Origin of the sequence: Streptomyces sp. Ag109_O5-1 (genome assembly GCF_003814875.1) — a bacterium.
GTDB classification, from domain to species: Bacteria; Actinomycetota; Actinomycetes; order Streptomycetales; family Streptomycetaceae; genus Streptomyces; species Streptomyces sasae.
In genome coordinates this window covers 10,078,160-10,101,191 of record NZ_RKQF01000001.1, presented here as the reverse complement: position 1 = coordinate 10,101,191, position 23,032 = coordinate 10,078,160, and the positions used below count along the sequence as shown (strand labels likewise).

Below are 23,032 nucleotides of genomic sequence, written 5' to 3'. Positions count from 1 at the left end.
GGTCTCCTTGCGGGAACGGTGGTCAGCCTTTGACGGCGCCTTCGCCGACCCCGCGGAAGAAGTACCGCTGGAGGCAGGCGAACAGGGCGATGAGCGGGGCCACCGCGATCACGGTGCCGGCGGCGACGAGGCGCTCGTCGTTGGCGAAGGTGCCGTGCAGATAGTTGAGGCCTATGGTGAGCGTGAACCTGGAGGGATCGCTGAGCACGATCAGCGGCCACAGGAAGTCGTCCCAGGCGCCCATGAAGGCGAAGATCGCGACAACGGCGACCGTGCCCTTGACCGACGGCAGGGCGATCCGCAGGAACCGCTGCCAGACGTCGGCGCCGTCGACGTAGGCCGCCTCCTCGATCTCGTAGGGCAGGTTGAGGAAGGCGTTGCGCATCAGCAGCACGTTCATGGCGCCGACGGAACCGGGCAGCACGACCCCGATCAGGGTGTTGTTGAGGCCGAGCTCCCGCATGGTGGTGAACTGGGCGATGATGATGCCCTCCACCGGTACCAGCATCGCGAGGATGAAGACCAGGGTGGCGATCCGGCGGCCCCGGTAGCGCAGCCGGGCGAGGGCGTATCCGGCGAGTGCCGAGCCGACGCAGTTGGTCACCACGCTCGCGCTCGCGACCTTCAGCGAGTTGAGGGCGTAGTCCCAGACGGGGATGGTGTCGGCGACCCGCTGGTAGTTGTGCAGGGTGGGATGTTCGGGCAGGAAGCTCGGCGGTGAGCTGAAGATGTCCTCGGTGGGGCCCTTGAGGGACGTGGACAGCTGCCACAGGAACGGGCCGACGGTGAGGGCGAGGACGAGCAGCAACAGGGTGTACCGCCAGAGCAGTTCGCCGATCCGGATCCGGCGCCCGTGCTCGTCGGTGACGCGTGCATCCTTGGCCCGGGGCACGGCCTGGACCCGCTCCTCGGTGACGGTCATGTGCGCTCCCTCCGGTCGGCGCGCAGCACGAGGAGCATCAGCACGACGGTGACGACGAAGACGACGACGGAGAGCGCCGAGGCGTAGCCGACCCGGCCGGTCAGTCCGGTGCCGGTGCGCTGGACGAGCATGACGAGGGTGGTGTCCTCGCCGGCCGGGCCGCCGCTCGGGCCCGCCATCAGGTACACCTCGGAGAACACCTTGAAGGCGGCGACCGAGGAGAGCGCGGCGACCAGCACCATCGTCGAGCGTACGGCGGGCACGGTGACGGTGAGGAAGCGGCGCACCGCTCCCGCGCCGTCCACGGCGGCGGCCTCGTGCAGTTCGCGCGGGACATTGGCGAGTGCGGCCAGGTAAATGATCATGTAGTAGCCGAGGCCCTTCCAGACCGTGACGGCCATCGCGCTCAGCAGGAGCAGCCACTGGTCGCTGAGGAAACCGATCCGTCCGATCCCGACGGTCTCCAGCAGGGAGTTGACCAGTCCGCGTTCGTCGAGCAGCCAGACCCAGATGAGCCCGACCACGACGATCGAGGCGACGACCGGCGTGTAGAAGGCGGACCGGAAGAAGGTGATGCCGGGGATGTTCTTCTGCACCAGCAGGGCGAGCAGCAACGGCAGGACGACGAGGGCGGGCACCACGCCCACGATGTACAGCGTGCTGTTGCGCAGACCGGTCCAGAACATGTCGTCGTGGATCAGCTCACGGAAGTTGGCGAGGCCGACGAACCGGCCGGGGATCAGGGTGCGGCGGTCAGTAAACGAATTGACCACCGTCGAGACGAACGGATAGAGCACGAAGGCGCCGACGACCAGCAGCCCGGGGGCAGCGAACAACCACGGACTGGTGGGCAGTTGACGCCGCACTCGCGACACACCGGCCATCCGTGTCACCCCTGCTGCTGCAGGAGCTGGTCGCAGGCCTTGACAGCGTTGTCGAGGGCCGCCTTGGGGCTCTCCTTGCCCAGCAACGCCTTGGCGACCTCGTTGCGCAGCGCGGTCTTCATCTGGTCGCTGAACAGCACGGGCGTGTAGTTGACCGCGTTCTGCAGGGACTTGGCGGCGGCGATCCGGACCCGGGTCTCGTCGGTGCCGTCCTCCTCGGTGAAGTACGGGTCGTCGAGGGAGCCGGCGGTGCTCGGGAAGATGGCGACCTGCTTGGCGAAGGACATCTGGTTCTGCGCGTCGGTCACGAAGTGCGCGAAGGCGACGGCGGCCGGGGTGTGCCTGGTCTTGGTGTTGACCATCACGCCCATCACGTACATGTTGACGTGCCCGGTGCTGGTGATCTGGTCGGTGATGCCGATGTTCTTGTACAGGTTCGGCGCCTGCTTCTTGAAGTTGTCGAGGTCGAGGGCGCTGCCGGGGTTCATGGCGACGGCCTCGGTGAGGAACTTCTTGCCGGAGGACTCCGGGGTCGCGGTCAGCGCCTGTGGGTCGAGTGCCTTGGCGTCGTACAACTCCTGGTACCTGGTGAGCAGTTCGACCCCCTTGGCGTCGTTGAAGGCGAACCCGGTGCCTTCCTTGTTCATCAGCTCGACGCCGTAGCGGCCGAAGTCCTCGATGGTGGGGACGTTGGCGAGGGTGGCGACCTTGCCGCCGCTCTGCTTCGCCATCTTCAGGGCGTCGGCGAAGAGGTCGTCGTATGTCTTCGGCGGCTGGGCGGGGTCGAGCCCGGCCTCCTTGAACAGGGACTTGTTGTAGAAGAGCGGCCCGGTGTTCAGGTACCAGGGGAAGGCGTACGTCCCGCTCATCCCCGGTATCCGGTGGCTGGCCCAAGCCCCGTCCAGGTACTCGGACCTGTACTTCGCCGCCGCCTTGTCGAGGTCGAGGGCGAGGCCCGCCCTGGCGAGCGGGGCGACGAGGTCCGGGGAGACGTTGACGACGTCGGGCAGCGTGCCGCCGGCCGCGTCGGCGCTGATCTTGTCGGCGTAGCCCTCGGCCGGCTGGTCGATCCACTTCACATGGGTGTCCGGGTACTTCTTCTCGAAGTCCGAGATCAGGCCGTCGAAGTACGGCTTGAAGTTCGCGCGCAGGTTCCAGGTCTGGAAGGTGATGTCGCCCTCGACCTTGCCCGAGGCGTCGGTGGATCCGCCGCCGTCCTCCCCGGAACCGCAGGCGCTCAGCGGCAGAGCGAGCAGGGCGGCAGCGGCGAGGGCGAAGACTCTGCGGGAGATGTGCATGGTCCGTGACTCCTTTGCGGTGGGGTTGACCGAAGGTGCCGCGCCAGACCTTGCACGCCGTTTCCACGACAAGTCAATGGATTCGGCTCAGCTAAAGTCATTAGTGGCACAAAGCTCCTGCTCAGCAAGATGCTTGCGAGGTATTGCGGCCGATCGCTAATGCGCTTTAGGCTGTTTCTGCTCAAGCGCATTAGCGGATCACGCCCCGAACCGAGTGAGGCAGTGTCTTGGCGGAGAAACGCTCACCCGCGCGCCGGCCGACGATGAAGGACATCGCACGCCGGGCCGGAGTCTCCGAGAGCGCGGTCTCCTTCGCGCTCAACGGCCGCCCCGGCGTCTCCGAGACGACCAGGGCCCGGGTCCACCGGGTCGCCGAGCAGCTCGGCTGGCGGCCGAGCACGGCGGCCCGTGCGCTGTCGGGCGAGGGGGCTGCCACGGTCGGCTTCGTCCTCGCCCGCCCCGCGCACTCCCTGGGCGTGGACTCCTTCTTCCTCCAACTGGTCTCCGGTATCCAGGAGGTACTGGCCGAGCGCCATCTCGGTCTGCTCTTCCAGATGGCCGAGGACGTGGCCGACGAGTGCGCGGTCTACCGCCGCTGGTGGGCGGAGCACCGCGTCGACGGCATCCTGATGGTGGACCCGCGCGCCGACGACCCCCGCCCCGGCCTCCTCGACGAACTCGGCCTGCCCGCCGTGGTGATCGGCGGCGCCCCCGACGAACGCCACCCCGAGCTGTCGACGGTGTGGGCGGACGACGCGGCCGCGATGGCGTCGGTGGTCGACGAGCTCACGGCCCTGGGCCACCGCCGGATCGTGCACATCGCGGGCCTGCCGGGCCTCGCCCACACCCAGCGCCGGGTCCGCACCCTGCGCGCCGAGGCCGACCGGCGCGGCCTGTCCGAGGTCCGCTCCGTCACCACCGACTACTCCGACGCCGAGGGCGCGGCCGTCACCCGCCGTGTGCTGCGCGCGGCCCCGCCTCCGACGGCCCTGATCTACGACAACGACGTGATGGCGGTGGCCGGGGTCGCCGCGGCGGCCGAACTCGGCTACTCCGTACCGGACGACGTCTCCGTCGTCTCCTGGGAGGACTCGGCCCTGTGCCGGATGGTCAAGCCCTGGCTGTCGGCGCTCTCCCGGGACAGTGCGGAGTTCGGCCGCACGGCGGCACGGGAGCTGACGGCCCTGCTGGACGGCGGCTCGGCGCGGGCCGTGCGGGTGCCGGTGCCCCGGCTGACCGTACGGGGCAGCACGGCACCCGCCGCCGACCGCGACGCGCCGTCGCGGTCAGCCTCGTGACCGGTACAGCCCGAACTCCGAGATCCGTACGGCCCCCCGGGCCGCCGTCACCCGCACTCGCCACCTCCGGGCCATCACCGGCTCCGCCAGCCGCAGGATCCTGCTCGCCCCCACCGTGCCGGCCGTGACCACCTCGGCCCACGCACCGGCCGAGTACGCCTCGACCACGACACCCTCCGCCTGCTGCCCGTACCGGATGTCCTCCGCGAGCCGGACCCGGTCGACCTCCCGCTCCTGGCCCAGGTCGACCGTCACACCGCCCGATGTCACCGTCTTCCGCGCACCCGAGGTGAAGTCCTCGGGCAGTTCCCGGTCCACCCGCTCCCGGAACTCCCGCAGCCGGACCACGTCCGTGGCGTGCAGCAGACCGTCGGTGTCCGGCGGGACGTTGAGCAGCAGCACGGCGTTGCGGCCGACCGATCCGAAGTAGATCTCCGTCAACTCGTCCACGGATTTGGGCTGTTGGTCGGCGTGGTAGAACCAGCCGTCCCGGATGGACACATCGCACTCGGCCGGCCACCACTGGAGGTAGTCGGTCCTGGGCTGCGCCACGACCAGTGCGGCCCGGCTGCCCTCGTCGGCGGTGTCGTAGGAGAGGGCCCAGTCGGTGCGGCCGTACTGGTTCTCCTTGACCGGGATGACACTCCACTCGTCCTCGCGTGCAAGGCCGCCCTCGTTGCCGACCCAGCGCACGTCCGGGCCGGTGACGGCTATGGACGCGTCCGGGGCGAGCGTGCGCACCAGCGTGTACCAGCTGTCCCAGTCGTAGTTCTCCACCTTGTCCGGCGGGATGTGGCCCTGGGCACCGTCGAACCACACCTCGTCGACCGGGCCGTATTCGGTGAGCACCTCGTAGAGGGTGTTGAGCATATGGGCGCCGTAGTCGGTGGCGTCGAGGGCGAAGAGGCGGCCGGGGGTGCGGCCGTCGCCCTCGGTGAGGGTCGGGATCGTGTGTGTGGTGCGGGCGCTGCCGTTGGCGTACACGCCGTGCAGGTACTGGTTCTCGTCGGCCGGGGAGATGTAGACGCCGACCTTCAGGCCGTGTCGCCGCATCGAGTCCGCGAAGGAGCGCAGGACATCGCCGTGGCCGCTCTGCCAACTGCTCGATGCCACCGTGTGGTCGGTGTACCGGGACGGGTAGAGGACGAAGCCGTCGTGGTGTTTGACCGTGAGGATGGCGAGCCGGAAGCCGCCGTCGCGGAGGGCCTGTGCCCACTGGTCGGTGTCGAGGCCGGTCGGCTGGAAGACGTTCGGGTCCTCGTCGCCGGTGCCCCACTCCAGGCCGGTGAAGGTGTTGACGCCGAAGTGCAGGAAGGCGGTGCGCTCCAGCCGTTGCCAGGCGATCTGCCGTACGGTGGGGCGTACTCGGGAGGCCTTGCGGACCAGGTCGGCCGGGGTGTCGCCGGAGCCCACGGGGATACGGGAGAGATCTGTGTCCGCGGCGGTGGCGGGGAGGGCCGGAAGGCCGGCCGTCACCGCCACGACGGCGGCCGAGGTGACGAAGACACGTCTTGAGAGATCCATGCGGGTGCTCCTCGGGTCAGGAAAGGTGCCAGAGGGCGGGGGTACGCTGGTCGGGCGGGTACTGGACCGGCCGGCCGTCGTCCGTCACGGTCACCGCCATGCGGGTGATCGCGTTGATCAGGTGGTAGCCGCCGGCCGCGGGCTCCAACTCCCAGCGCTGCAGGGTGTTCGCGCCGTCACAGGGCTCCCAGGTCGCCTCGACGCCGGGCTGCAGCGGGACGTTGAGCGTGAGCTTGCCGCCGCGTATCTCCAGACAGCCGTCCGTGCCGCGCAGGGTCGCGTAGCCGTCCGCCGTGCGCTGCACGGCCACCCTGTACGACGCTCCGTCCGCGCGGAAGGTGTACGTCCCGTCCGGCACCGGAACCCGGGTCAGGTCCCGTCGGCCGGGCGCGTGTCCGACCGCTGCGCCGCGCGCCGTGAACTCCGCGTACGTGGCGTCGGGATGCGGGTCGCCCCAGGTCGCCTGGGCGATGTGGCGCAGGGCGGGCCAGAGTTCGGCCGCGACCTCGTTCTCGGTCTCGCCGCGGCCGTTGTCGGGCCAGAGGCTGATCTTCGCGCCGGTGATGCCGGCGGAGGAGGTGAGTCTCTCGCCCTCGAAGGATCGGGGGTCCCAACTCTGGTCGTAGAGCGCCTCGGTGTCGCTGTGGAAGCCGCCCCGGACGAGATAGAGGGAGTACGAGGCGTTCATCACGTCATACCCCTGGGTGATGAGCCGGCTCGGCTTCACGGCAACGTTCAGCCAGTGCTCCACCGTCGTCCCGGCCGTCACGGGGACGGTGTTGGCGCCGGTGAGGCCGTCGTTCCAGATGCGCAGCCGGCGGCCCTTGCTCGCCGCGTGGGCCTGGACACGGTTGATGAAGTCGACGTACGCGTCCTGCGGGGTGGCACCGGGGCCGTACTTCTCCTGCGCGTACTTCAACATCTGCGGGTACTTGACGAAGTCCGAGCCGAGCATGTACTCGTCGGCGCCCATGTGCCAGGACTTGGCGGTGAAGACCTGGGCGTACTCGTCCATCAGGCTCGTGTAGTAGTCGAAGGCCGCCTGCTGGGTGACGTCGAGCCTGGCGGGCTGCTTGTTGCCGTCGGAGTCCGTCAGTTGCAGGTCGGGGCGGTTCTCGATCCAGGGGTCCATATGGCCCGGGGAGTTGATCTCGGGGATGATCTCGACGTGGTAGCGGTCGCCGAGGGCGACCAGCCGGCGTATCTCGTCCTTGGTGTAGTAGCCCCAGGTGTTCGCCTCGGGATGGGCTTCGCTCTTCACCTTCAGCTCCAGGAGTAGCTGGTTGAGCTTGTGGTACGCCATCTCGCGGACGAGGTTCTCCAGCCAGGGCAGGGAGATGTGGATGTAGCAGGCGCAGACGCCGACGCCCCGCTCGCGGTAGCGCGGCACGTCGACCGTGCGCCCGGCCGGGACTCGGTCGCCCTGGGCGAGGAGTTGGAGGAGGGTGCGGGTGCCGTAGAAGGCGCCGGTCTCGGTGGCGCCGGTCACCGACAGCCACTCGCCGGACCGGAGTTCGTATCCCTCGGGGCCCTGCGCGGCATCGGCCGACGGGCGGACCTGAACAACGATGTCGCCGGGGTGGGAGGCGCCCGTGACGACCGGAACCGTGCCATGCCCGGCCGAGCGGAGATCGTCGGCGAGGGTGTCGGCGACCCTGCGCGCGGCCGCGCCGGAGGCGACCAGACGCGTCCCGGCGCCGAATGCGTAACTCCCCTGTTCCGGCGTCCAGTCGGAGAGGGCCGGCACGGTGACCGGTGTCCGCTGCGGTTCCTGTGCGACCGCCGGGGTCGGTGCCGTCAGCAGCGTCAGCACCGCCACGACCCCGAGCAGCCGCAACAGTCCCTTTCGTAGGACGTCAGCCACGCCATGCCACCTTGAACACCCACACATGCTGTCCCGCCCTTCGGGCCGCCTCGGGCACGTCGACCACCAGCGCGCCCTTGCTGAAGGTCCAGGTCAGCGGCCGGTCATGGCCGAGCATGGTCACCTTGTCGCCGCTGCGGACGGGTACCGGCGCCTCGACGGTGAACTTGGCGCCCGGCCGGGTCAGGGAGTGGATGTAGAAGGCCTCGTCCGGGCGGACCGTGAACCTCAGGTCATCGCCGAGTCCGGCCATGCGCGACCAGTAGGTCGTGCCGTGGATCGCCTCGCCGTTGGCCGCGAGCCAGGCGCCCGTCTCGCGCAGCCGGGTCTGCATGATCTCCGGGATGGTGCCGTCGGCGCGCGGGCCGATGTCGAGGAGGAAGTTGCCGTTCTTGGAGACGATGTCGACCAGGCTGTGCACGACCTCCTCGGTCGTCATGTAGGCGTCGTCCGGGGTCGCCCGGTTGTAGCCGTAGCTGCGCGGGTCGAGGCCCCGGCTGGCCTCCCACTTGGCGACCACGGTGTCGGCGTACGTCGTGTACTCGGGCGTGGTGTAGTCGTGGAAGCCGATGCCCGAACGGTCGTTGACGGTCACGTCCACCGGACGGGCGCGGTTCTTCGCGTGGTTGAAGTACTCGGCGAGGACGTGGACGCTGTCGTTCGCGCCTCCGATGTCGCACCAGATGATCTCCGGGTCGTAGCCGTGGATCAGTTCGAGCATCTGCGGGGCCTGGAAGTCCTTCACATAGTCCTTGCCGGCGGTGTACCCGGTGTACGGCAGCGGTTCCAGCGTGTACGGGTTGCGCGGGGCGTGGCCCATCCAGGGGTTGTCGGGATTGAACCACTCGGGCATGGAGAAGTAGAGGCCGCAGTGGAGTTCCGGAGTGTGGCGCCGGGACGCCTCGAACAGTTCCCTGACCAGGTCCCGCTTCGGGCCGAGTTTCACCGCGTTGCGGTCGGAGACCTTGGTGTCCCACAGGGCGAAGCCCTCGTGGTGCTTGGACGTCAGTACGTGGTACTGGGCGCCGGCGTCCCGGAAGAGCTCCACCCAGGCACGGGGGTCGAACTTCTCGGCGGTGAAGCGCGGGATGAAGTCGTCGTAGGCGAAGTCCTCGCCGTAGGTGTCGCGGTGGTAGGTGTACGTGGGGTTGTTCGGGTCCTGCATCTGGTCCCAGTACCACTCGGCGTACTGCACCCCGACCGGCGCCCAGGCGGGCACCGAGTAGACGCCCCAGTGGATGAAGATGCCGAACTTGGCGTCGTTGAACCAGTAGGGCGCCCGGTGGCCGGCCAACGAGGCCTCGGTGGGCTGGTAGTCGGCGGTGCCGAGGGTCAGCGTGCGTCTGCCGGTGGCGACCTGGCTGCCGCGGCCGCGGACCGTCACCGTGCCGTCCTGCTCGGTCCCGGGTGCGGTGCCGGTGCGGTTGCGGATGCCGACCTGGACCCGGGCCTGTTCGCCGGGGTCGAGGCGGCGGATGCGGGCGGGCCCCACGGTGCGGGCGCCAGGGACGTCGACGCTGACGGACACCGCGTCGCCGGCCAGGATCGCGACGGTGCCCGCGTTGACTACGGTGGCCTCGACGCTCTGGGCGCCGGTGGCGGCCAGCAGGGAGCTGATGGAGCGGGCGTCACGCAGGGCCAGCGCCCGCCCCTGGGCGACGGGCTGGAGGGAGAGCGCGAAGACGTGCAGGGCGGTCGTGCCGGTCTCGGCCGGGCCGGTCACCGGCAGGGTGAGGGCGACGGCCTCGCGCTGCGGGTCGATCCACACCTCCGAGGTGCCGATCCCCACACTGTGCTCGTCCTTGCCGCCGTCGGGCCGGTAGCGGTACGGCGAGGCCAGCGGGCCGCCCACCGCATACCAGTCGCCGCCGCTCAGATTGGCGGTGGTGGTCGAGCCGTCCGCGTAGTGGACGGTGGCGGTGCCGGATGCGTTGCCGTAACTGCCCGCGGTGAGGAAGACGGCGGACAGGTAGCTGCCTTGCGGCAGGTCGACGCGCTGTCCGAGCGCGACAACGTTGTTCTTGGCGCCCGCCGTCGCGGCGGGGAAGTCGAAGGGGACGCCGTCCACCTCGACGCGGCCGGACGGGAGTTCCTCGCCCGGGAAGGTGTAGCCGGAGCCGTCGAAGTCGCCGCCCCGGGCGGCGGCGGTGTCGATGCCGTCGTTGTCGTAGAGGGAGTCGAGCGGTACGGGGATCGGAGCGGGGACGGGGACCCATGGCGATGCGGCCTGGTCAGCTGCCGCGGCGCCGGTGGGCTCGGCGGCGTGCGCCTCGGGCGTCACGGCGAGGGGCAGGGCTGCTGCTGCGGCGGCACCGGCCGCTGCCCCCAGGACCTGGCGTCGCGGAAAAGGAGACATGCTCATGCGCGGCTCCATTCATCGGATGTCTGATGATTGAGCGGGTCCAGGGGACTGTCAATGGGGCATGCACGCGCGGGAGTTGAGGCAGTGATCGGATGACCTGCAGGGAAAGCATCGAGGCCGAGGGCGGGCCCGGTGTCGGCCCCTTCGGCCGCCACTCTCGACGCGGGGGCACACGGCGGGGCAGAGTGCCCTTTCGTACCGACGAGTAAGCCCGTTTTCCGCACCTCTAGGAGCGCCCGTGACCAGCTGGGTCGGCCGGACCGCCACCGACATCGCCGCCGCCGTACGCGAGAAGCGGGTCACTCCCCGGGAGGTGGTGGCCGAGCATCTGGAGCGGATCGCCCGGCTGGACGGGCGGATCGGCGCGTTCCGGAAGGTCCGGACCGAGGCGGCGCTCGCGGAGGCGGACGAGGTCGCGGACCGCACCGATCTCGCCGAACTCCCCCTCGCCGGTGTGCCGTTGGCAGTGAAGGACAATCTGGCGGTGCGCGGTGAGGCGCACCGGGACGGCTCGGCCGCCACGCCGGACACACCCGCCGATGCCGACCATGTCACCGTGGCGCGGCTCCGGGCGGCGGGCGCGGTGGTCGTCGGGCTGACGAACGTGCCCGAACTGTGCATCTTCGGTACGACCGAGGGCGTACACGGCACCGCACGCAACCCGTGGGACACCGCACGCAACGCCGGCGGCTCCTCGGGCGGCAGCGCGGCCGCGGTCGCCGCCGGGCTGGTGCCGATCGCTCTCGGCAACGACGGCATGGGTTCGCTGCGCATCCCGGCGGCCAACTGCGGCCTGGTCACCATCAAGCCGGGGTTCGGGGTGGTGCCGGCCGGGATCGGCAACGGCGACTGGTTCGGCATGTCCGAGAACGGGCCGCTGGCGACCAGCGTCGAGGACGCCCGGCTGATGCTCTCGGTCCTGGCGGAGACGGGGTTCGAGAGCGCGGCGGAACGGTCGTCGTACCGGATCGCCGTCTCGGTGCGCAGTCCGCTGGCCGGGGTGAGCGTGACCAAGCCGTATACGAACGCCGTACGGGAGGCGGCCGGCCTGCTGGCCGGCGCCGGACATCAGCCGCGGCCCGCCGAGCCGCCGTATCCGATGTCGCTGAGCGTGACCTCACTCCGGCACTGGACCGCGGGTACAGCAGTGGACGCGGCGGGGCTGGATCCGGCTCTGCTGGCACGGCGGACGCGGGTGCACGCGGCGATCGGACGCCGTTTCCTCGGCGCGGTGCGAGGCGGCGACTCCCGTGACCGGCTACGGGCCCGGCTCACCCCGTTCTTCGCCGAGCACGATGTCCTGCTGGCCCCCGCCCTGGCCCGCCGCTCCCCCAAGGCGGGCCCCTGGCACGAGCGCGGCTGGCTGCGCAATGTGCTGGTCAACACCAACTACTCGCCGCTCACCCCGCCCTGGAACCTCACCGGCTGGCCTGCGATGTCGGTCCCCTTCGGCACCCTGCCCTCGGGCGCCCCCTGCGCCGTACAGCTGGTGGGGCGGCCGGGTTCGGAGGCGGTGCTACTGGAGGTGGCCCAGCAGTTGGAGACCCTGCGGCCGTGGCAGCGGACGGCGCCGCTCGGCTGAGACCCGCTAGGGCTTGGGCTCGGTCATCCGGCGGGCCGCCTCGACGACGGCCGAGCGGTGCAGGGCCAGCCGTTCCTCCGGCCAGGACTCGCCGGCCTCCTTGGGGTCGACGCCCTCGGCGGCCCAGAACCAGGCCTGGGCCGCGGCGAGCACCAGGGTCAGCAGGTCGTCGGGTGCCATCGCCGGGTCGAGGTCGCCGCGCTGCTGCGCCTCGGCCACGAGCGCGGCCTTGTTCCGGAACGCGTCCTGTTCGAGTCCGGTGGCCGAGGGGCGCTCCAGCAGCTTCCACAGGCGCAGGCGCATCAGGTCAGGCCGTGCCACGAGGTGGTCGAAGACCGCGCCGGCGTATCCGGGCAGGTCCTCGACGTCGAACGGCACGGCATCGGCGCCCGCCGTCATGGCCCGTTGCAGCACCTCGTCGAAGAGCTGCTCCTTGTTGCCGAAATAGACGTAGATCAGCCGCTTGTTCGCCCCGGCGGTCTCGGCGATCCGGTCCACCCGGGCACCGGCGATGCCGTAGGCGGCGAATTCGGTGAAGGCGGCGTCGAGCAGCCGGGCCTTGGTGGCACTGGAATCCCGTGACATGCGCACTACCCTACCAAGTAACTATCTAGTTATTGACATGAAGGCCGCGCCGGGTCTACCGTCAAGGTATCTATCCAGTTAGTTATGGAATTGAGGAAACCTCATGGAACAACGCGCACTGGGCGGCCAGGGGCTGACCGTCGGCGTCCAGGGCCTCGGCCTCATGGGCATGAGCGCCTTCTACGGCGCCACCGACGAGACCGAGTCGCTGGCCACCGTCGACCGGGCGCTGGAGCTCGGCGTGACCATGCTGGACACCGCCGAGAGCTACGGCCCCTTCGTCAACGAGCAGCTGCTCGGCAAGGCGCTGGCCGGGCGCCGGGAAGCCGCCGCGGTCGCGACCAAGACCGGCGTCGAGATCACCGACGACGGCCAGGTGGTCGGCCTGAACGGCACCCCCGCCTATGTGCGCCGGGCGCTGGACCGCTCGCTGCGCCACCTAGGCACCGACCACGTCGACCTCTACTACCTGCACCGCATCGACCCCCAGGTGCCGATCGAGGAGACGGTCGGCGCGCTGGCCGAGCTGGTCGCCGAGGGCAAGATCGGGCACATCGGCCTGTCCGAGGCGTCCGCGCAGACCATCCGGCGGGCCCACGCGGTCCACCCGGTCGCCGCCCTGCAGATCGAGTACTCCCTCTTCGAGCGGGGCATCGAGCACGACGGCGTCCTGGGCACCCTCAGGGAGCTGGGCATCGGCCTGGTCGCCTACTCCCCGCTGGGCCGCGGCTTCCTGTCCGGCGCGATCACCCGCCCGGACGACTTCGCCGCGGACGACTGGCGGCGTACCGACCCGCGTTTCCAGGGCGAGAACTTCCGGCGCAACCTCGACGTGGTGCGCGAGGTCCGCCGGATCGCGGCCGACAAGGGCGTCACCCCTTCCCAGCTGGCGCTCGCCTGGGTCCAGCACCAGGGCGCGGTCGCCATCCCCGGCACCAAGCGCCGCCGCTACCTGGAGGAGAACATCGCCGCGACCGGCATCACGCTCACCGCGGACGACCTCGCCGCCATCGAGGCGGTCGCCCCGCACGGCACGGTCGCCGGTGACCGCTACGCGCCCGAGCACATGGGCACCCTGAACGGCTGAGCCCCGACGGCACCCCGACGACCCCGCCGGGCACCGCCCGTCCCGACTCGCAGACCCCCACACCCACAGGAGACACCTCTCATGTCCGTATCCCCGAACTCCGGAGCCTTCGGCGTGACCACCACCGCCGCCGAGGTCGTCGACGGCGTCGATCTGCACGGCCGCAGGGCCGTGGTGACCGGAGCCAGTTCCGGCATCGGCGTGGAGACGGCCCGTGCGCTCGCCTCGGCCGGCGCCGACGTCACTCTGGCCGTGCGCAACACCGAGGCCGGCGACCGGGTGGTGACCCGTCTGCAGGCCGAACTGCCGCCCGAGTCGGGCAGGTTGACCGTGGCACGGCTTGACCTGGCCGACCGGTCGACGGTCGCGGCTTTCGTGGCCGGCTGGCAGGGCCCGCTGCACATCCTGGTCAACAACGCGGGCGTGATGGCGCCGTCGGAGATCACCCGCACCCCGGACGGCCGGGAGCAGCAGTTCGGCGTCAACCACCTGGGCCACTTCGCGCTCACCGTCGGACTCCATCCCGCTCTCGCGGCGGCGGACGGCGCACGGGTCGTCTCGGTCAGCTCCACCGGGCATCTCTTCTCCCCCGTCGTCTTCGACGACCTGGACTACCGGTTCCGCCCCTACGACCCGTGGACCTCCTACGGGCAGTCGAAGACCGCCAACATCCTGTTCGCGGTCGCCGCGGCCGAGCGCTGGGCCGACGACGGCATCACGGCCAACGCCCTGATGCCGGGCAACATCGCCGACACCAACCTGGCCCGGCACATGGACATGCAGCAGGTCGCCGACTTCATCGCCTCCGGCGAGCTCGTCCTGCCTCCGCAGAAGACGGTGGAGCAGGGCGCGGCGACCTCGGTGCTGCTGGCCGCCTCCCCGACGGTGGCGGGCGTCACCGGCGGCTACTTCGAGGACTGCGCGGAGGCGAAGCCGGTCACCGAGCGGGCCGGTTCGGTCGGCGGTGTCGCGCCGTACGCCCTGGACCGGGACAACGCGGCGCGGCTGTGGGCCGTGTCCGAGGCGCTGGTCGGCTGACCCGCCTCAGAGGGCGCGGTACATGATGTGCAGGCCGACCGGCCCGTGCTTCGGGTGGTCGAAGGCCTGCGGGACCGTGCCGATGACCGTGAAGCCGAGGGAGGTCCACAGGGCCACGGCAGGATTGGTCTCGACGACGGCGTTGAAGACCATGGCACGGTAGCCGTGCGTCCGGGCCTCGGCGAGGATGTGCTCCGCGAGTGCGCGTCCGACACCGCGGCCGCCGTGGTCGGGGTCGACCATGAAACCGGCGTTGGCCACGCAGGCGGCGGGGCCCCCGTAGTTGGGGGTGACGTAGGCGGACCCGACGACGGCTCCGGTGGGGTCCTCGGCGACGTAGACACGCTTCGCCGGGCTCATCCACAGGGCGCGGGCCGCTTCCTCCGACGTGTCGGGATCCCAGGTGTACGTCTCGGCGGCGGCGACGATCCGGTGCCAGAAGGGCCAGATCTGCGGCCAGTCGGCCGCGGTGGCTTCTCTGATCAGCATGGGCGTGAGTCTCGCACGCCCATGCGCGTCGGCGATCGCGACAGGACTGACCGGCCGGTCAGTCCACGCTCGGCAGGATATGGGGCTCGGCGAGGTCGTCCTCGTAACCCGCGAGGCGGATCGGGGCGGACCGGGCCCACACGTCGAGGCTGCCGAGCTGTCCGGGCCGATTGCCCACGCGCTCCGTGCGTTCCTTGGGGCGCTGCTCGCGATTCGTCTTCTCAGGTGTCACCGCGCACTCCTTATGTGTCGGTCACCCTCGGGGCGTGCCGGACAGCCTGCGTTCCGGTGCTCGGGCGCCCGCTCGGGTCTGGATGGAAGGCCAGTTCGGACGCGGTGGCGCCGGTAACTCAGAAGAGAGCAGGCCGTTGTCTACCGGCTTGTCCCGGGACGGACCGTGGGTGTGGGTGGGACCCCGTACTGCTGTCCGTCCCGTATAGATTAACCAAATGAGCGCGGGTCCGCTCGATAGGGAGTGCAAACTTGGTGTAACTATCGCGAGTCGCTCCGTACTTCAGCGGTCCGGAATTGCACCTGTCCGTAACATGATGCCCCGATTGCGATCCACTCGCCCGGCCTATACGAACGAACACATCTTCGAGTCGGCAGATCGCCGCTCCCTTCACAGGCTGTGCAGTTCAGGTTGCGTTGGCCGGGTCGAAAACTCGACATGATCCGATGGCGCAGGACAACGGCTGTCTCGCGGAAGGACTGACGCATGGAGCTGCGCAGCGTCGAGGAGCTGATGGATCTGCTGTACGCCTGCCGGCACCAGCGCGCACTGCGCACCGCAGCGCTGCTGCGCCGCAGCCGCCCCGCCGACAAGGAGCTGCAGGTCGCGGGCCTGGTGCACGGCATCGAGGAACTGCTGGGCCCCGCCGACGGCGCCGCGCACGCCGTACGGCACCTGCTCGGAGAACGCGTCTACCATCTCGTCCGCGGTGACGTCGGCGGGGGCGCCGACGACGATGCGCTGCGGCTACGCCAGGCCGACGAGGAGAGCCGCACCGCGGGCTTCGACGCCGGTGTCCTGGAGGACTGGCGGACCGTGCTCGAACTGGTCGCTGCCCACAACTCCCGCCTGGGGGCTGTCGACTGACGGTCCGTCATGAGACGGTACGGCGATGACGTCGTCGTACGGGCTCAGGGGGAGGGCGGCCGTCGTCACGGGCGGCACGCGCGGGATCGGGCGTGCGGTCGCCGAGGCGTTCGCGGCGGCCGGTGCGCTGGTGTGTGTGAGCGCGCGGGACGCGGACGAGGTCCGGCGGACGGCCGCGGAGCTCGGCGGGATCGGCCTGGCCGGCAGCGTGGCCGAGCCCGAGCACGCCCGGGAGCTGACCCGGCTGGCGCTCACCGAGTTCGGGCGGCTCGACATCCTCGTCAACAACGCGGCCACGAACCGGCCGTACGGACCGCTCATGGACGCGGACCTCGGGGTGTGGCGGGAGGCGTTCACGGTGAACGTCGAGGCACCGCTGCGGCTGACGCAGTGCGCATGGCGGGGCTGGATGCGCGAACACGGCGGCTCGGTCGTCAACATCTGCACGGAGGGTGCCGCGCATGTCGGCCCCGACGTGGGCGCGTACGGCACCAGCAAGGCCGCGCTGCTCCACCTCACCCAGCAGCTGGCGGGGGAACTGGCACCCCGGGTACGGGTCAACTCGGTCTCGCCGGGGCTGGTGCGCACGGAGATGGCACGCTTCATGTGGGAGCCGCGGGAGGCGGAGATCGCCCGGGGGCTGCCGATGGGCAGGATCGGAGAGCCGGAGGACGTGGCGGGGGCGGTGCTGTGGCTGGTGTCGGACGCTGCGGGCTGGGTGACCGGTGCCGACGTGGTGGTGGACGGCGGCACCCGGGTACGAGCGGCACGCACACCGACTTAGGGGCACGGGGTTGCCGGATTCAGCGGATATCGCGGTCAGTCGGCTCCGGAGGTTCTCCTCGCCGGGCTCCGCGGCGCCGGGCACGGCTCGGGATCGGGCACCCACGCCAGGTCGTGGGGCGCGCCTTCGCACCTGACCCCAGGACGTGCACGCATCTGCCGGCGGCGGCTCGTCTCCCTACGCCGAGAGTACGGGAACCCAGTGCTCCATCAGCTGGTGCAGACGCCGTCGGTGGTCGGCGATCCAGCCGTCCGGCAGGGCGATCGGTACGCGCACGGTGACCATGGATCCCGACTCGTCCTCCACCACGACCTCCGGACAGTCACGCTCGCCGATGAGCCGGATGGAGATGGACGCCCCCCTGCTCATCTCCATCCAGGCGACATCCTCGCCGGCGTCGAGCCTGTTCAGTGCGTCGGACCAGCTCTGCAGCTTCGAAACGGACAACACCAGGTGACAGCGGCCGGACACGAAGGGTGTCGCGACGACGATCTCGGCATCGAGCCCGCCGGACCACGTGGGGCTGCGCCCCAGGACGTCGACGCTCACGCTGTTCCCCTCGTCGTCCGCGAGAGAGATGAGCTCCCTCGGAACGATGTCGCCCATAGCCTCCCCTTTTCCGTCAGGGCTGCTGAGCGCGGGGCTCACCACTTGCCGGGTGCGTAGTCCTTCAGGAAGACGCCGTACACGTCCTCGCCCTGCTCGCCGAGCACGATCGGGTCGTAGACCCGGGCCGCGCCGTCCACGAGGTCGAGCGGTGCGTGGAAGCCCTCCTCGGCGAGGCGCAGCTTGTCGAAGTGCGGGCGCTCGTCGGTGATCCAGCCCGTGTCGACGGAGGTCATGAGGATGCCGTCGGTCTGGAACATCTCCGTCGCGCTGGTCCGGGTGACCATGTTCATGGCCGCCTTCGCCGCGTTGGTGTTGGGGTGCCCGGCGCCCTTGTAGCCACGGCCGAAGACGCCCTCCATCGCGGAGACGTTGACGACGTACGCACGGCCGCTGCCGGCCTTCTTCGCGGCGTCCGCCATCGCCGGGCGCAGGGCGCTGATCAGGATGAACGGCGATGTGTAGTTGCACAGCTGGGTCTCAAGGAGCTCGACCGGGGAGATCTGGTCGATGGTCTGCACCCAGGTGTTGGACTCGACGACGTCGGGGACGAGCCCGCCCGCGTCGATGGCGGTGCCGTCGAGGTGCCGGGCGACGCTGGCGTTGCCCGCGACGAGGGCGAGGTCGGCGACCTTCTGTGCGTCCAGGCCGCTGGTGCCGATGGGCAGCGCGGCGATGCCGTCCACGGCGCCCGAGTTGAAGGCGCCGATCACGTGGTGGGCGGGGAGTTCACCGGCGGGCAGCGGGGCGCTCTCGCCGTCGACCAGGGCCGCGTACGCGGAGGGCAGCCGGCGTACGGTCTGGGTGGCGTTGTTGATCAGGATGTCGAGCGGGCCCGCCTCGGTCATCCGCTCCGCCAGCGCCACGGCCTGCGCCGGGTCGCGCAGGTCGATACCGACCACCTCCAGGCGGTCCAGCCAGTCCGCCGAGTCCTCCATCGCCTTGAAGCGGCGGATGGCGTCCTTCGGGAAGCGGGTGGTGATCGTCGTGTGCGCACCGTCACGCAGCAGCCGCAGCGCGATGTACATGCCGATCTTGGCGCGGCCGCCGGTGAGCAGGGCGCGCTTGCCGGTCAGGTCGGCGCGGGCGTCGCGCTTGGCGCGGTTCAGAGCGGCGCAGTCCGGACAGAGCTGGTGGTAGAAGTAGTCGACCTCGACATAGCGGGTCTTGCAGGTGTAGCAGGAGCGCGGGCGCTGGAGTATCCCCGCGATCCGGCCCGCCTCGGTGACCGACGACGGCAGGATGCCCTCGGTCTCGTCGTCGATGCGCTGGGCGGAGCCGGTCGCGGTGGCCTCGGTGACCGACTTGTCGTGGGCGGTCTTGGCGGCCCGGCGCTCCTGCCTGCGGCGCTGCTTCACCGTGCGGTAGATACCGGCCGTGGCCCGGCGCACCGCGATGGCGTCCGGGTGGTCGACGTCCAGCTTGTCCAGCTCGTCGAGCACGCTGAGGCAGACGGCGAGCCGCTCGGGGTCGATGCCGGGGCCGTAGACCACCGCGTCCACCGCGTCCTCGGCCGTCGAGCCGTCCTGTGTCACCGTCATCGCGCTGCCGCTTCCCTGGTCAACCAGCGGCGCTCCGACTCGCGCCCGCTTTCGAACGGGGAATTTTACGGAGCACCGGGCCCCAGCACCAAACCCGCCCGAATGCCGGATCGCGGACGGGGCCGAAAACCCCCCGCCTGCCCGCGGTGGACACCGCGGGCAGGCGGGGCTCAGCCCCTCCTTCGGACCGCCGTCACTGGTCGCAGACCGCGATCAGCGAGTCGACCTCGTCGGTCACCGCGCGGGCGAGTACGTCGAGGTCCGGGACGGCGGAAGCGTCGGCGACCAGGCCGTAGTGGACCTGGTTGCGGTAGGTGGAGATGGCGACGGCGAGGGACTGGCCGGGGGCCAGCGGGGCCAGGGGGTAGACGGCGGTGAGCGGGTCGCCGCCCAGGCGCAGGCCGAGGCCGGGCAGCGGCACGCTGGTGACCAGGATGTCGAACCAGAGCCGGGCGGCCTGGCCGACGAGCGGTCCGCCGAGCCGGTGCCCGAGCGCCGGCACATGGTCGGCGAGCAGGGCGACGGCACCGGCGCCCCGGTTGGGGCCCGCGTCCTTGTTGCGGACCATCGCCGTGCGGACGCGGTCGAGGCGGGCGAGCGGGTCGGGGTTGTCGACCGGGAGCCGTATCAGATAGCCGGAGAGCCGGTTGCCCTGTGGTGTGGCGGTGCGCGGACGGCGCTTGGAGACGGGGATCAGGGCGCGCGGGGCGACGCCGTCGGTGCCGTCGCCGCGCTCCTCCAGCCAGCGGCGCAGCGCGCCGGCGACGACGGCGATCAGGACGTCGTTGACGGTGCCGCCGACGGCCTTGCGGACTCGGTGCACGTCGTCGATGTCGAGGTCGACCCCGGCGATGGAGCGGGTGCCGGTGGGCGTGGACTTGAGCGCGGAGGACGAGCTCACGCCGAGGGCGGACAGGGCGACCGAGGCGCCGATGTCCAGGGCCCGGCCCACGTCCGACAGGGCGCCGCGTACCAGCTCGGGCACCCTGCGTACGTCGGGCAGCGCGAGCATGGGGCGCGGCGGCTCGATCGACCGGGGGGTGCGCTCGGGCAGGTCGAGCGGGTCCATGACACCCGCGGCCAGTTTGAGGGCGCGCAGTCCGTCGGCGAGCGCGTGGTGGAACTTGAACAGCACCGCGAAGGACACCCCGTCCTCGCCGGGCAGTACATGCGCCTCCCAGGGCGGCCGGCCGCGCTCCAGCGGGCGTTCCATCAACCGGCCGGCGACGGCGTGGAAGTCGGCCGTCGGCGCGTGCAGCCGGACGTGATTGAGGGGGTCGAAGTCCGGGTCGGTCTCGCGGGCGGCGCCGCCGAACGCGAGCGGCCGCCAGACGTCGCGGATGCGCATGCGCAGTCCGGGCACGGCGGCGGCCCGGGCCGCGAGCAGATCGGCGGCGTGGGCGCCGGCGGTCGGCGAGTGCGCCGAGAAGACGCCGAGCGCGCCGAGGTGCATCGGGTGCCGGTCGGACTCGATGTTCCAGAACGCCAGGTCGAGAGGAGCGAGCAGGTCAGCAGTCAAGGGGCTTGCCTCGCGTCGACGAAGGTGTGGATGAGCAGTCAAACGCCGACACCTGATTACGGTCAAGTACGATCACGCTACGCTCAGTTAACAGCAGATTAAGTCCCGCCTCCTCCGAAAGAGGCGGGGCTCAAGGGACACCTGAGGTCATCTCAGCGCCGGTGGCGCCGCCTCGGGTGACGTACCCCACTCTGACGGGCGCGGGCCGACCGTGAACGCCAGTGAGCGCAGGGAACGCAGCGAACCCGTCGTCAGATAGGTCCGGCCGTACCCCTTCCCGTCGGTCCGAGCCCGCTGGATGTAGCGGGCGGTGGCCGAGGTTCCGGGGGCCGTGACCGTGAAGCCGCCGCTCGGCCAGTAGCGGCGGTCCAGGCGGACGTCGATCCGGTCGAAGACGGGCGTGGACAGTCCCCAGGTGTCGTATCCGGGCTGGACCGGGAAGAGACCGATCGACGACAGCACGTTCCATGCGGACATGGTGCCGAGGTCGTCGTTGCCGGTCATCCCGTTCGGCCCGTCGGTGAACAGGGTGAGCGCCGCGTGCACCACGTCGGTGGTCTTCCAGGGCTGGCCGGTGGAGAGGTAGGCGTAGGGCGCGATGAGGTCGGGCTCGTTCATCGGGTTGTAGACGGCCGCGTTGTAGTAGGCGTACGCGTTGCCGTGCACCCACACCTGGCGCGCGGTCTTCGCTGGGTCGGCGAGCAGCTTGCCGTAGGCGAAGAAGGAGTCCAGCCGGGCGTTGGTCGCGCGCTTCCCGCCGATCAGGGAGATCACGCCGGGCAGGTCCTGCGGGACCAGCCACTGGTACTGCCAGGCGGTGCCCTCGTGGAAGCCGATGCCGCGGGCCGGGTCGGGGTTCCCGGTGAAGGCGCCGGAGGCGTCGCGGGCGCGGAAGAAGCCGGTGGAGGGGTCGAAGACGTTGCGGTAGTACTGGGCCCGGGTGGCATAGCGGGCCGCGTCCGCGACATGGCCGAGGTCCCGGGCCATCTGGGCGAGCATCGCGTCGGAGAGGGCGTACTCCAGGGTGACGGAGGCGCCGTGGTCGTAGTCGGAGTCGCCGACCTTGGTGTGCGGACGGCCCTTGACGTACGGCGCGAAGCCGTTCGCGAGGTACTCGGCGTTGGCCTCGCGGCCGACCCCGGCGTTGGCGGCCGGCGGCACGCCGTCGGCGTTCTTCTTCAGCGCCCGGTACGCCCGCTCCTCGTACCCCTTCAACAGGCCCATCTGGTAGGCGGTGGTCAGGAACGGGGTGACCGGGTCGCCGGTCATGATGTTCGTCTCGACGGTGGCGTAGCCCCACTTGGGCAGCCAGCCGCCCTCCTCGTCGATCTTCAGCACCGACAGCGCCATGTCACGGGCCTCGCGCGGAGCCAGCAGCGCGAGCAGCTGGGCCTGGGTGCGGTAGGTGTCCCAGAGCGACCAGTTCTGGTAGTAGGTGAAACCCTTCGCGCGGTGGATCCGGCGGTCCCAGCCGGTGTAGCGTCCGTCGGCGTCACCGCCGACGGTGGGCGCGAGGAAGGTGCGGTACAGGGACGAGTAGAAGGTACGGCGGAGGGTGGCACCGCCGCCCCGGACGCGTACGCCGGCGAGCCGCCGCTCCCAGGCGTCCCGGGCCTGCCGCCGCACGCTGTCGAACGAACGTCCGCCTTCGGCACGCAGGTTGACCTCGGCGCCGTGCGCGTCGACGTACGACAGGGCGGTGGTCGCCTCGACCGTACGGTCGCGGGTGGTGTCGAAGCGGACGTAGGCGCCGTCGGTTCCGGTGCGGGCGCCGGGGGTGACCGTGGTGCCGTGCCAGGTGCCGTACGCCGTGAACGGGCGGCTGAAGCGGGTGACCGTGTAGACGGTGTAGGGGGCGGTGTCCCGGCAGAAGCCGTGGCCGGTGATCTTTGTGCGGACGGTGTGGTCGTCGAGGATCTCGACCTTGCTGCTCACCGGTTTGTGCAGCGCCTGGGCCGCGTTCAGCAGGACGTTCGCCTTGGTGGTGGCCGGGAATGTGTAGCGCTGCACGCCGGTGCGGGCGGTCGCGGTGAGCTCGGCCCGGACTCCGGAGTCGAGGCCGACGCGGTAGTAGCCGGGGCTCGCCGCCTCGTCGGCGTGGCGGAAGCCGGCGGCGTACTTGGCGTAGTCCGTCTGAGTGACGTACCCGGTGGTGGGCAGCACGGGCAGGTCGCCGCCGATGGCGCAGCCCACGCCCGAGAGGTGGACCAGGGAGAAGCCGCGGATCCGGTGCTGGGAGTAGTCGTAGCCGGTGCTGTGTCCGGTGTCCGGGGAGAGCTGCACCATGCCGAAGGGCACGGCCGCGCCGGGGAAGGTGTTGCCGTCGTCCTGGCTGCCGATGAAGGGGTCCACCAGGTCGGCGAGGTGGCCGTCGGCCGGTTCGGCGGCTCCTGCGGCGGGGGCGGTGAGCAGCGCGGACGCTGTCAGCACCCCGGCGAGGCACAGCCGTGTGCGCCGGGTCCCTCTCATGTCGGATGACCTCCGAAGTTCGACATCGCTGTCTGCATCGTGAGGGGGGAAAGCCGAAAAGCCCCGCAAATAGGGGTTTTC

Annotated in this window: 19 protein-coding genes; 6 read left to right on the top strand and 13 right to left on the bottom strand. The window is 70.6% G+C overall.

Translation table 11 applies throughout. The features are described 5' to 3' along the window. Positions 1–22: 22 nt before the first annotated feature. Genes EDD90_RS46085 through EDD90_RS46075 form a run of 3 tightly spaced genes read right to left on the bottom strand, consistent with a single transcriptional unit; the run spans position 23 to position 3,104 of the window. A complete protein-coding gene (locus EDD90_RS46085; RefSeq protein ID WP_123978989.1) occupies positions 23–922 on the bottom strand; it encodes a carbohydrate ABC transporter permease in 900 nt (299 codons plus the stop codon). Continuing rightward, a complete protein-coding gene (locus EDD90_RS46080; RefSeq protein WP_123978988.1) occupies positions 919–1,806 on the bottom strand; it encodes a carbohydrate ABC transporter permease in 888 nt (295 codons plus the stop codon). The genes EDD90_RS46085 and EDD90_RS46080 overlap by 4 nt, the downstream gene beginning before the upstream one ends. A gap of 5 nt (positions 1,807–1,811) precedes the next feature. Further along, complete coding sequence (locus tag EDD90_RS46075) at positions 1,812–3,104, bottom strand: ABC transporter substrate-binding protein (RefSeq protein ID WP_123978987.1); 1,293 nt, start codon at positions 3,102–3,104, stop codon at positions 1,812–1,814. A 263-nt stretch (positions 3,105–3,367) separates the two neighbouring features. On the opposite strand from EDD90_RS46075, the gene EDD90_RS46070 reads away from it, so the two are divergent. Beyond that, a complete protein-coding gene (locus EDD90_RS46070; RefSeq protein WP_123978986.1) occupies positions 3,368–4,402 on the top strand; it encodes a LacI family DNA-binding transcriptional regulator in 1,035 nt (344 codons plus the stop codon). Here EDD90_RS46070 and EDD90_RS46065 read toward each other — a convergent pair. Genes EDD90_RS46065 through EDD90_RS46055 form a run of 3 tightly spaced genes read right to left on the bottom strand, consistent with a single transcriptional unit; the run spans position 4,391 to position 10,146 of the window. Next, positions 4,391–5,926, bottom strand: coding sequence for an alpha-L-fucosidase (locus EDD90_RS46065; RefSeq protein WP_123978985.1), 1,536 nt, complete (start codon positions 5,924–5,926; stop codon positions 4,391–4,393). The genes EDD90_RS46070 and EDD90_RS46065 overlap by 12 nt on opposite strands. 16 nt (positions 5,927–5,942) lie before the next feature. Continuing rightward, positions 5,943–7,790: a family 20 glycosylhydrolase gene (locus EDD90_RS46060; protein ID WP_260328517.1), complete on the bottom strand. Its 1,848-nt coding sequence runs from the start codon at positions 7,788–7,790 to the stop codon at positions 5,943–5,945. Continuing rightward, positions 7,783–10,146 carry an alpha-L-fucosidase gene (locus EDD90_RS46055; protein ID WP_123982323.1) on the bottom strand — a complete coding sequence of 788 codons (2,364 nt, stop codon included), beginning with the start codon at positions 10,144–10,146 and terminating at the stop codon, positions 7,783–7,785. Before EDD90_RS46055 ends, EDD90_RS46060 begins: the two co-directional genes overlap by 8 nt. A 244-nt stretch (positions 10,147–10,390) precedes the next feature. Between EDD90_RS46055 and EDD90_RS46050 the strand changes: the two genes are divergently transcribed. Then, positions 10,391–11,734, top strand: coding sequence for an amidase (locus EDD90_RS46050; RefSeq protein ID WP_123978983.1), 1,344 nt, complete (start codon positions 10,391–10,393; stop codon positions 11,732–11,734). 6 nt (positions 11,735–11,740) lie between these two features. Here EDD90_RS46050 and EDD90_RS46045 read toward each other — a convergent pair whose 3' ends face one another. Continuing rightward, entirely contained in the window at positions 11,741–12,319 is a 579-nt protein-coding gene (locus tag EDD90_RS46045) for a TetR/AcrR family transcriptional regulator (protein WP_123978982.1), read from the bottom strand. A gap of 103 nt (positions 12,320–12,422) precedes the next feature. On the opposite strand from EDD90_RS46045, the gene EDD90_RS46040 reads away from it, so the two are divergent. Then, a complete protein-coding gene (locus tag EDD90_RS46040; RefSeq protein WP_123978981.1) occupies positions 12,423–13,406 on the top strand; it encodes an aldo/keto reductase in 984 nt (327 codons plus the stop codon). A gap of 81 nt (positions 13,407–13,487) precedes the next feature. Continuing rightward, positions 13,488–14,444, top strand: a complete 957-nt coding sequence (locus EDD90_RS46035; RefSeq protein ID WP_123978980.1) for an SDR family NAD(P)-dependent oxidoreductase — start codon at positions 13,488–13,490, stop codon at positions 14,442–14,444. Positions 14,445–14,450: 6 nt separating this feature from the next. Here the strand turns inward: EDD90_RS46035 and EDD90_RS46030 are convergent, their stop codons facing one another. Then, positions 14,451–14,933, bottom strand: a complete 483-nt coding sequence (locus EDD90_RS46030) for a GNAT family N-acetyltransferase (RefSeq protein ID WP_123978979.1) — start codon at positions 14,931–14,933, stop codon at positions 14,451–14,453. A 58-nt stretch (positions 14,934–14,991) separates the two neighbouring features. After that, entirely contained in the window at positions 14,992–15,165 is a 174-nt protein-coding gene (locus EDD90_RS46025) for a hypothetical protein (protein ID WP_123978978.1), read from the bottom strand. A gap of 486 nt (positions 15,166–15,651) precedes the next feature. Between EDD90_RS46025 and EDD90_RS46020 the strand changes: the two genes are divergently transcribed. Both EDD90_RS46020 and EDD90_RS46015 read left to right on the top strand, forming a co-directional pair. Then, positions 15,652–16,032: a hypothetical protein gene (locus tag EDD90_RS46020; protein WP_123978977.1), complete on the top strand. Its 381-nt coding sequence runs from the start codon at positions 15,652–15,654 to the stop codon at positions 16,030–16,032. 25 nt (positions 16,033–16,057) lie between these two features. Next, entirely contained in the window at positions 16,058–16,816 is a 759-nt protein-coding gene (locus tag EDD90_RS46015; protein WP_123978976.1) for an SDR family oxidoreductase, read from the top strand. Positions 16,817–16,993: 177 nt separating this feature from the next. Here EDD90_RS46015 and EDD90_RS46010 read toward each other — a convergent pair whose 3' ends face one another. From EDD90_RS46010 to EDD90_RS45995, 4 genes are all read right to left on the bottom strand, one after another. Then, positions 16,994–17,422, bottom strand: coding sequence for a DUF5959 family protein (locus EDD90_RS46010; protein WP_123978975.1), 429 nt, complete (start codon positions 17,420–17,422; stop codon positions 16,994–16,996). 38 nt (positions 17,423–17,460) lie between these two features. Continuing rightward, on the bottom strand, positions 17,461–18,963 hold the full coding sequence (locus EDD90_RS46005) for an SDR family NAD(P)-dependent oxidoreductase (RefSeq protein WP_123978974.1): 1,503 nt from the start codon (positions 18,961–18,963) through the stop codon (positions 17,461–17,463). A 193-nt stretch (positions 18,964–19,156) separates the two neighbouring features. Next, entirely contained in the window at positions 19,157–20,482 is a 1,326-nt protein-coding gene (locus EDD90_RS46000) for a wax ester/triacylglycerol synthase family O-acyltransferase (RefSeq protein WP_123978973.1), read from the bottom strand. Positions 20,483–20,629: 147 nt separating this feature from the next. Next, positions 20,630–22,951 carry a GH92 family glycosyl hydrolase gene (locus EDD90_RS45995; protein ID WP_123978972.1) on the bottom strand — a complete coding sequence of 774 codons (2,322 nt, stop codon included), beginning with the start codon at positions 22,949–22,951 and terminating at the stop codon, positions 20,630–20,632. Between the last annotated feature and the right edge of the window lie 81 nt (positions 22,952–23,032).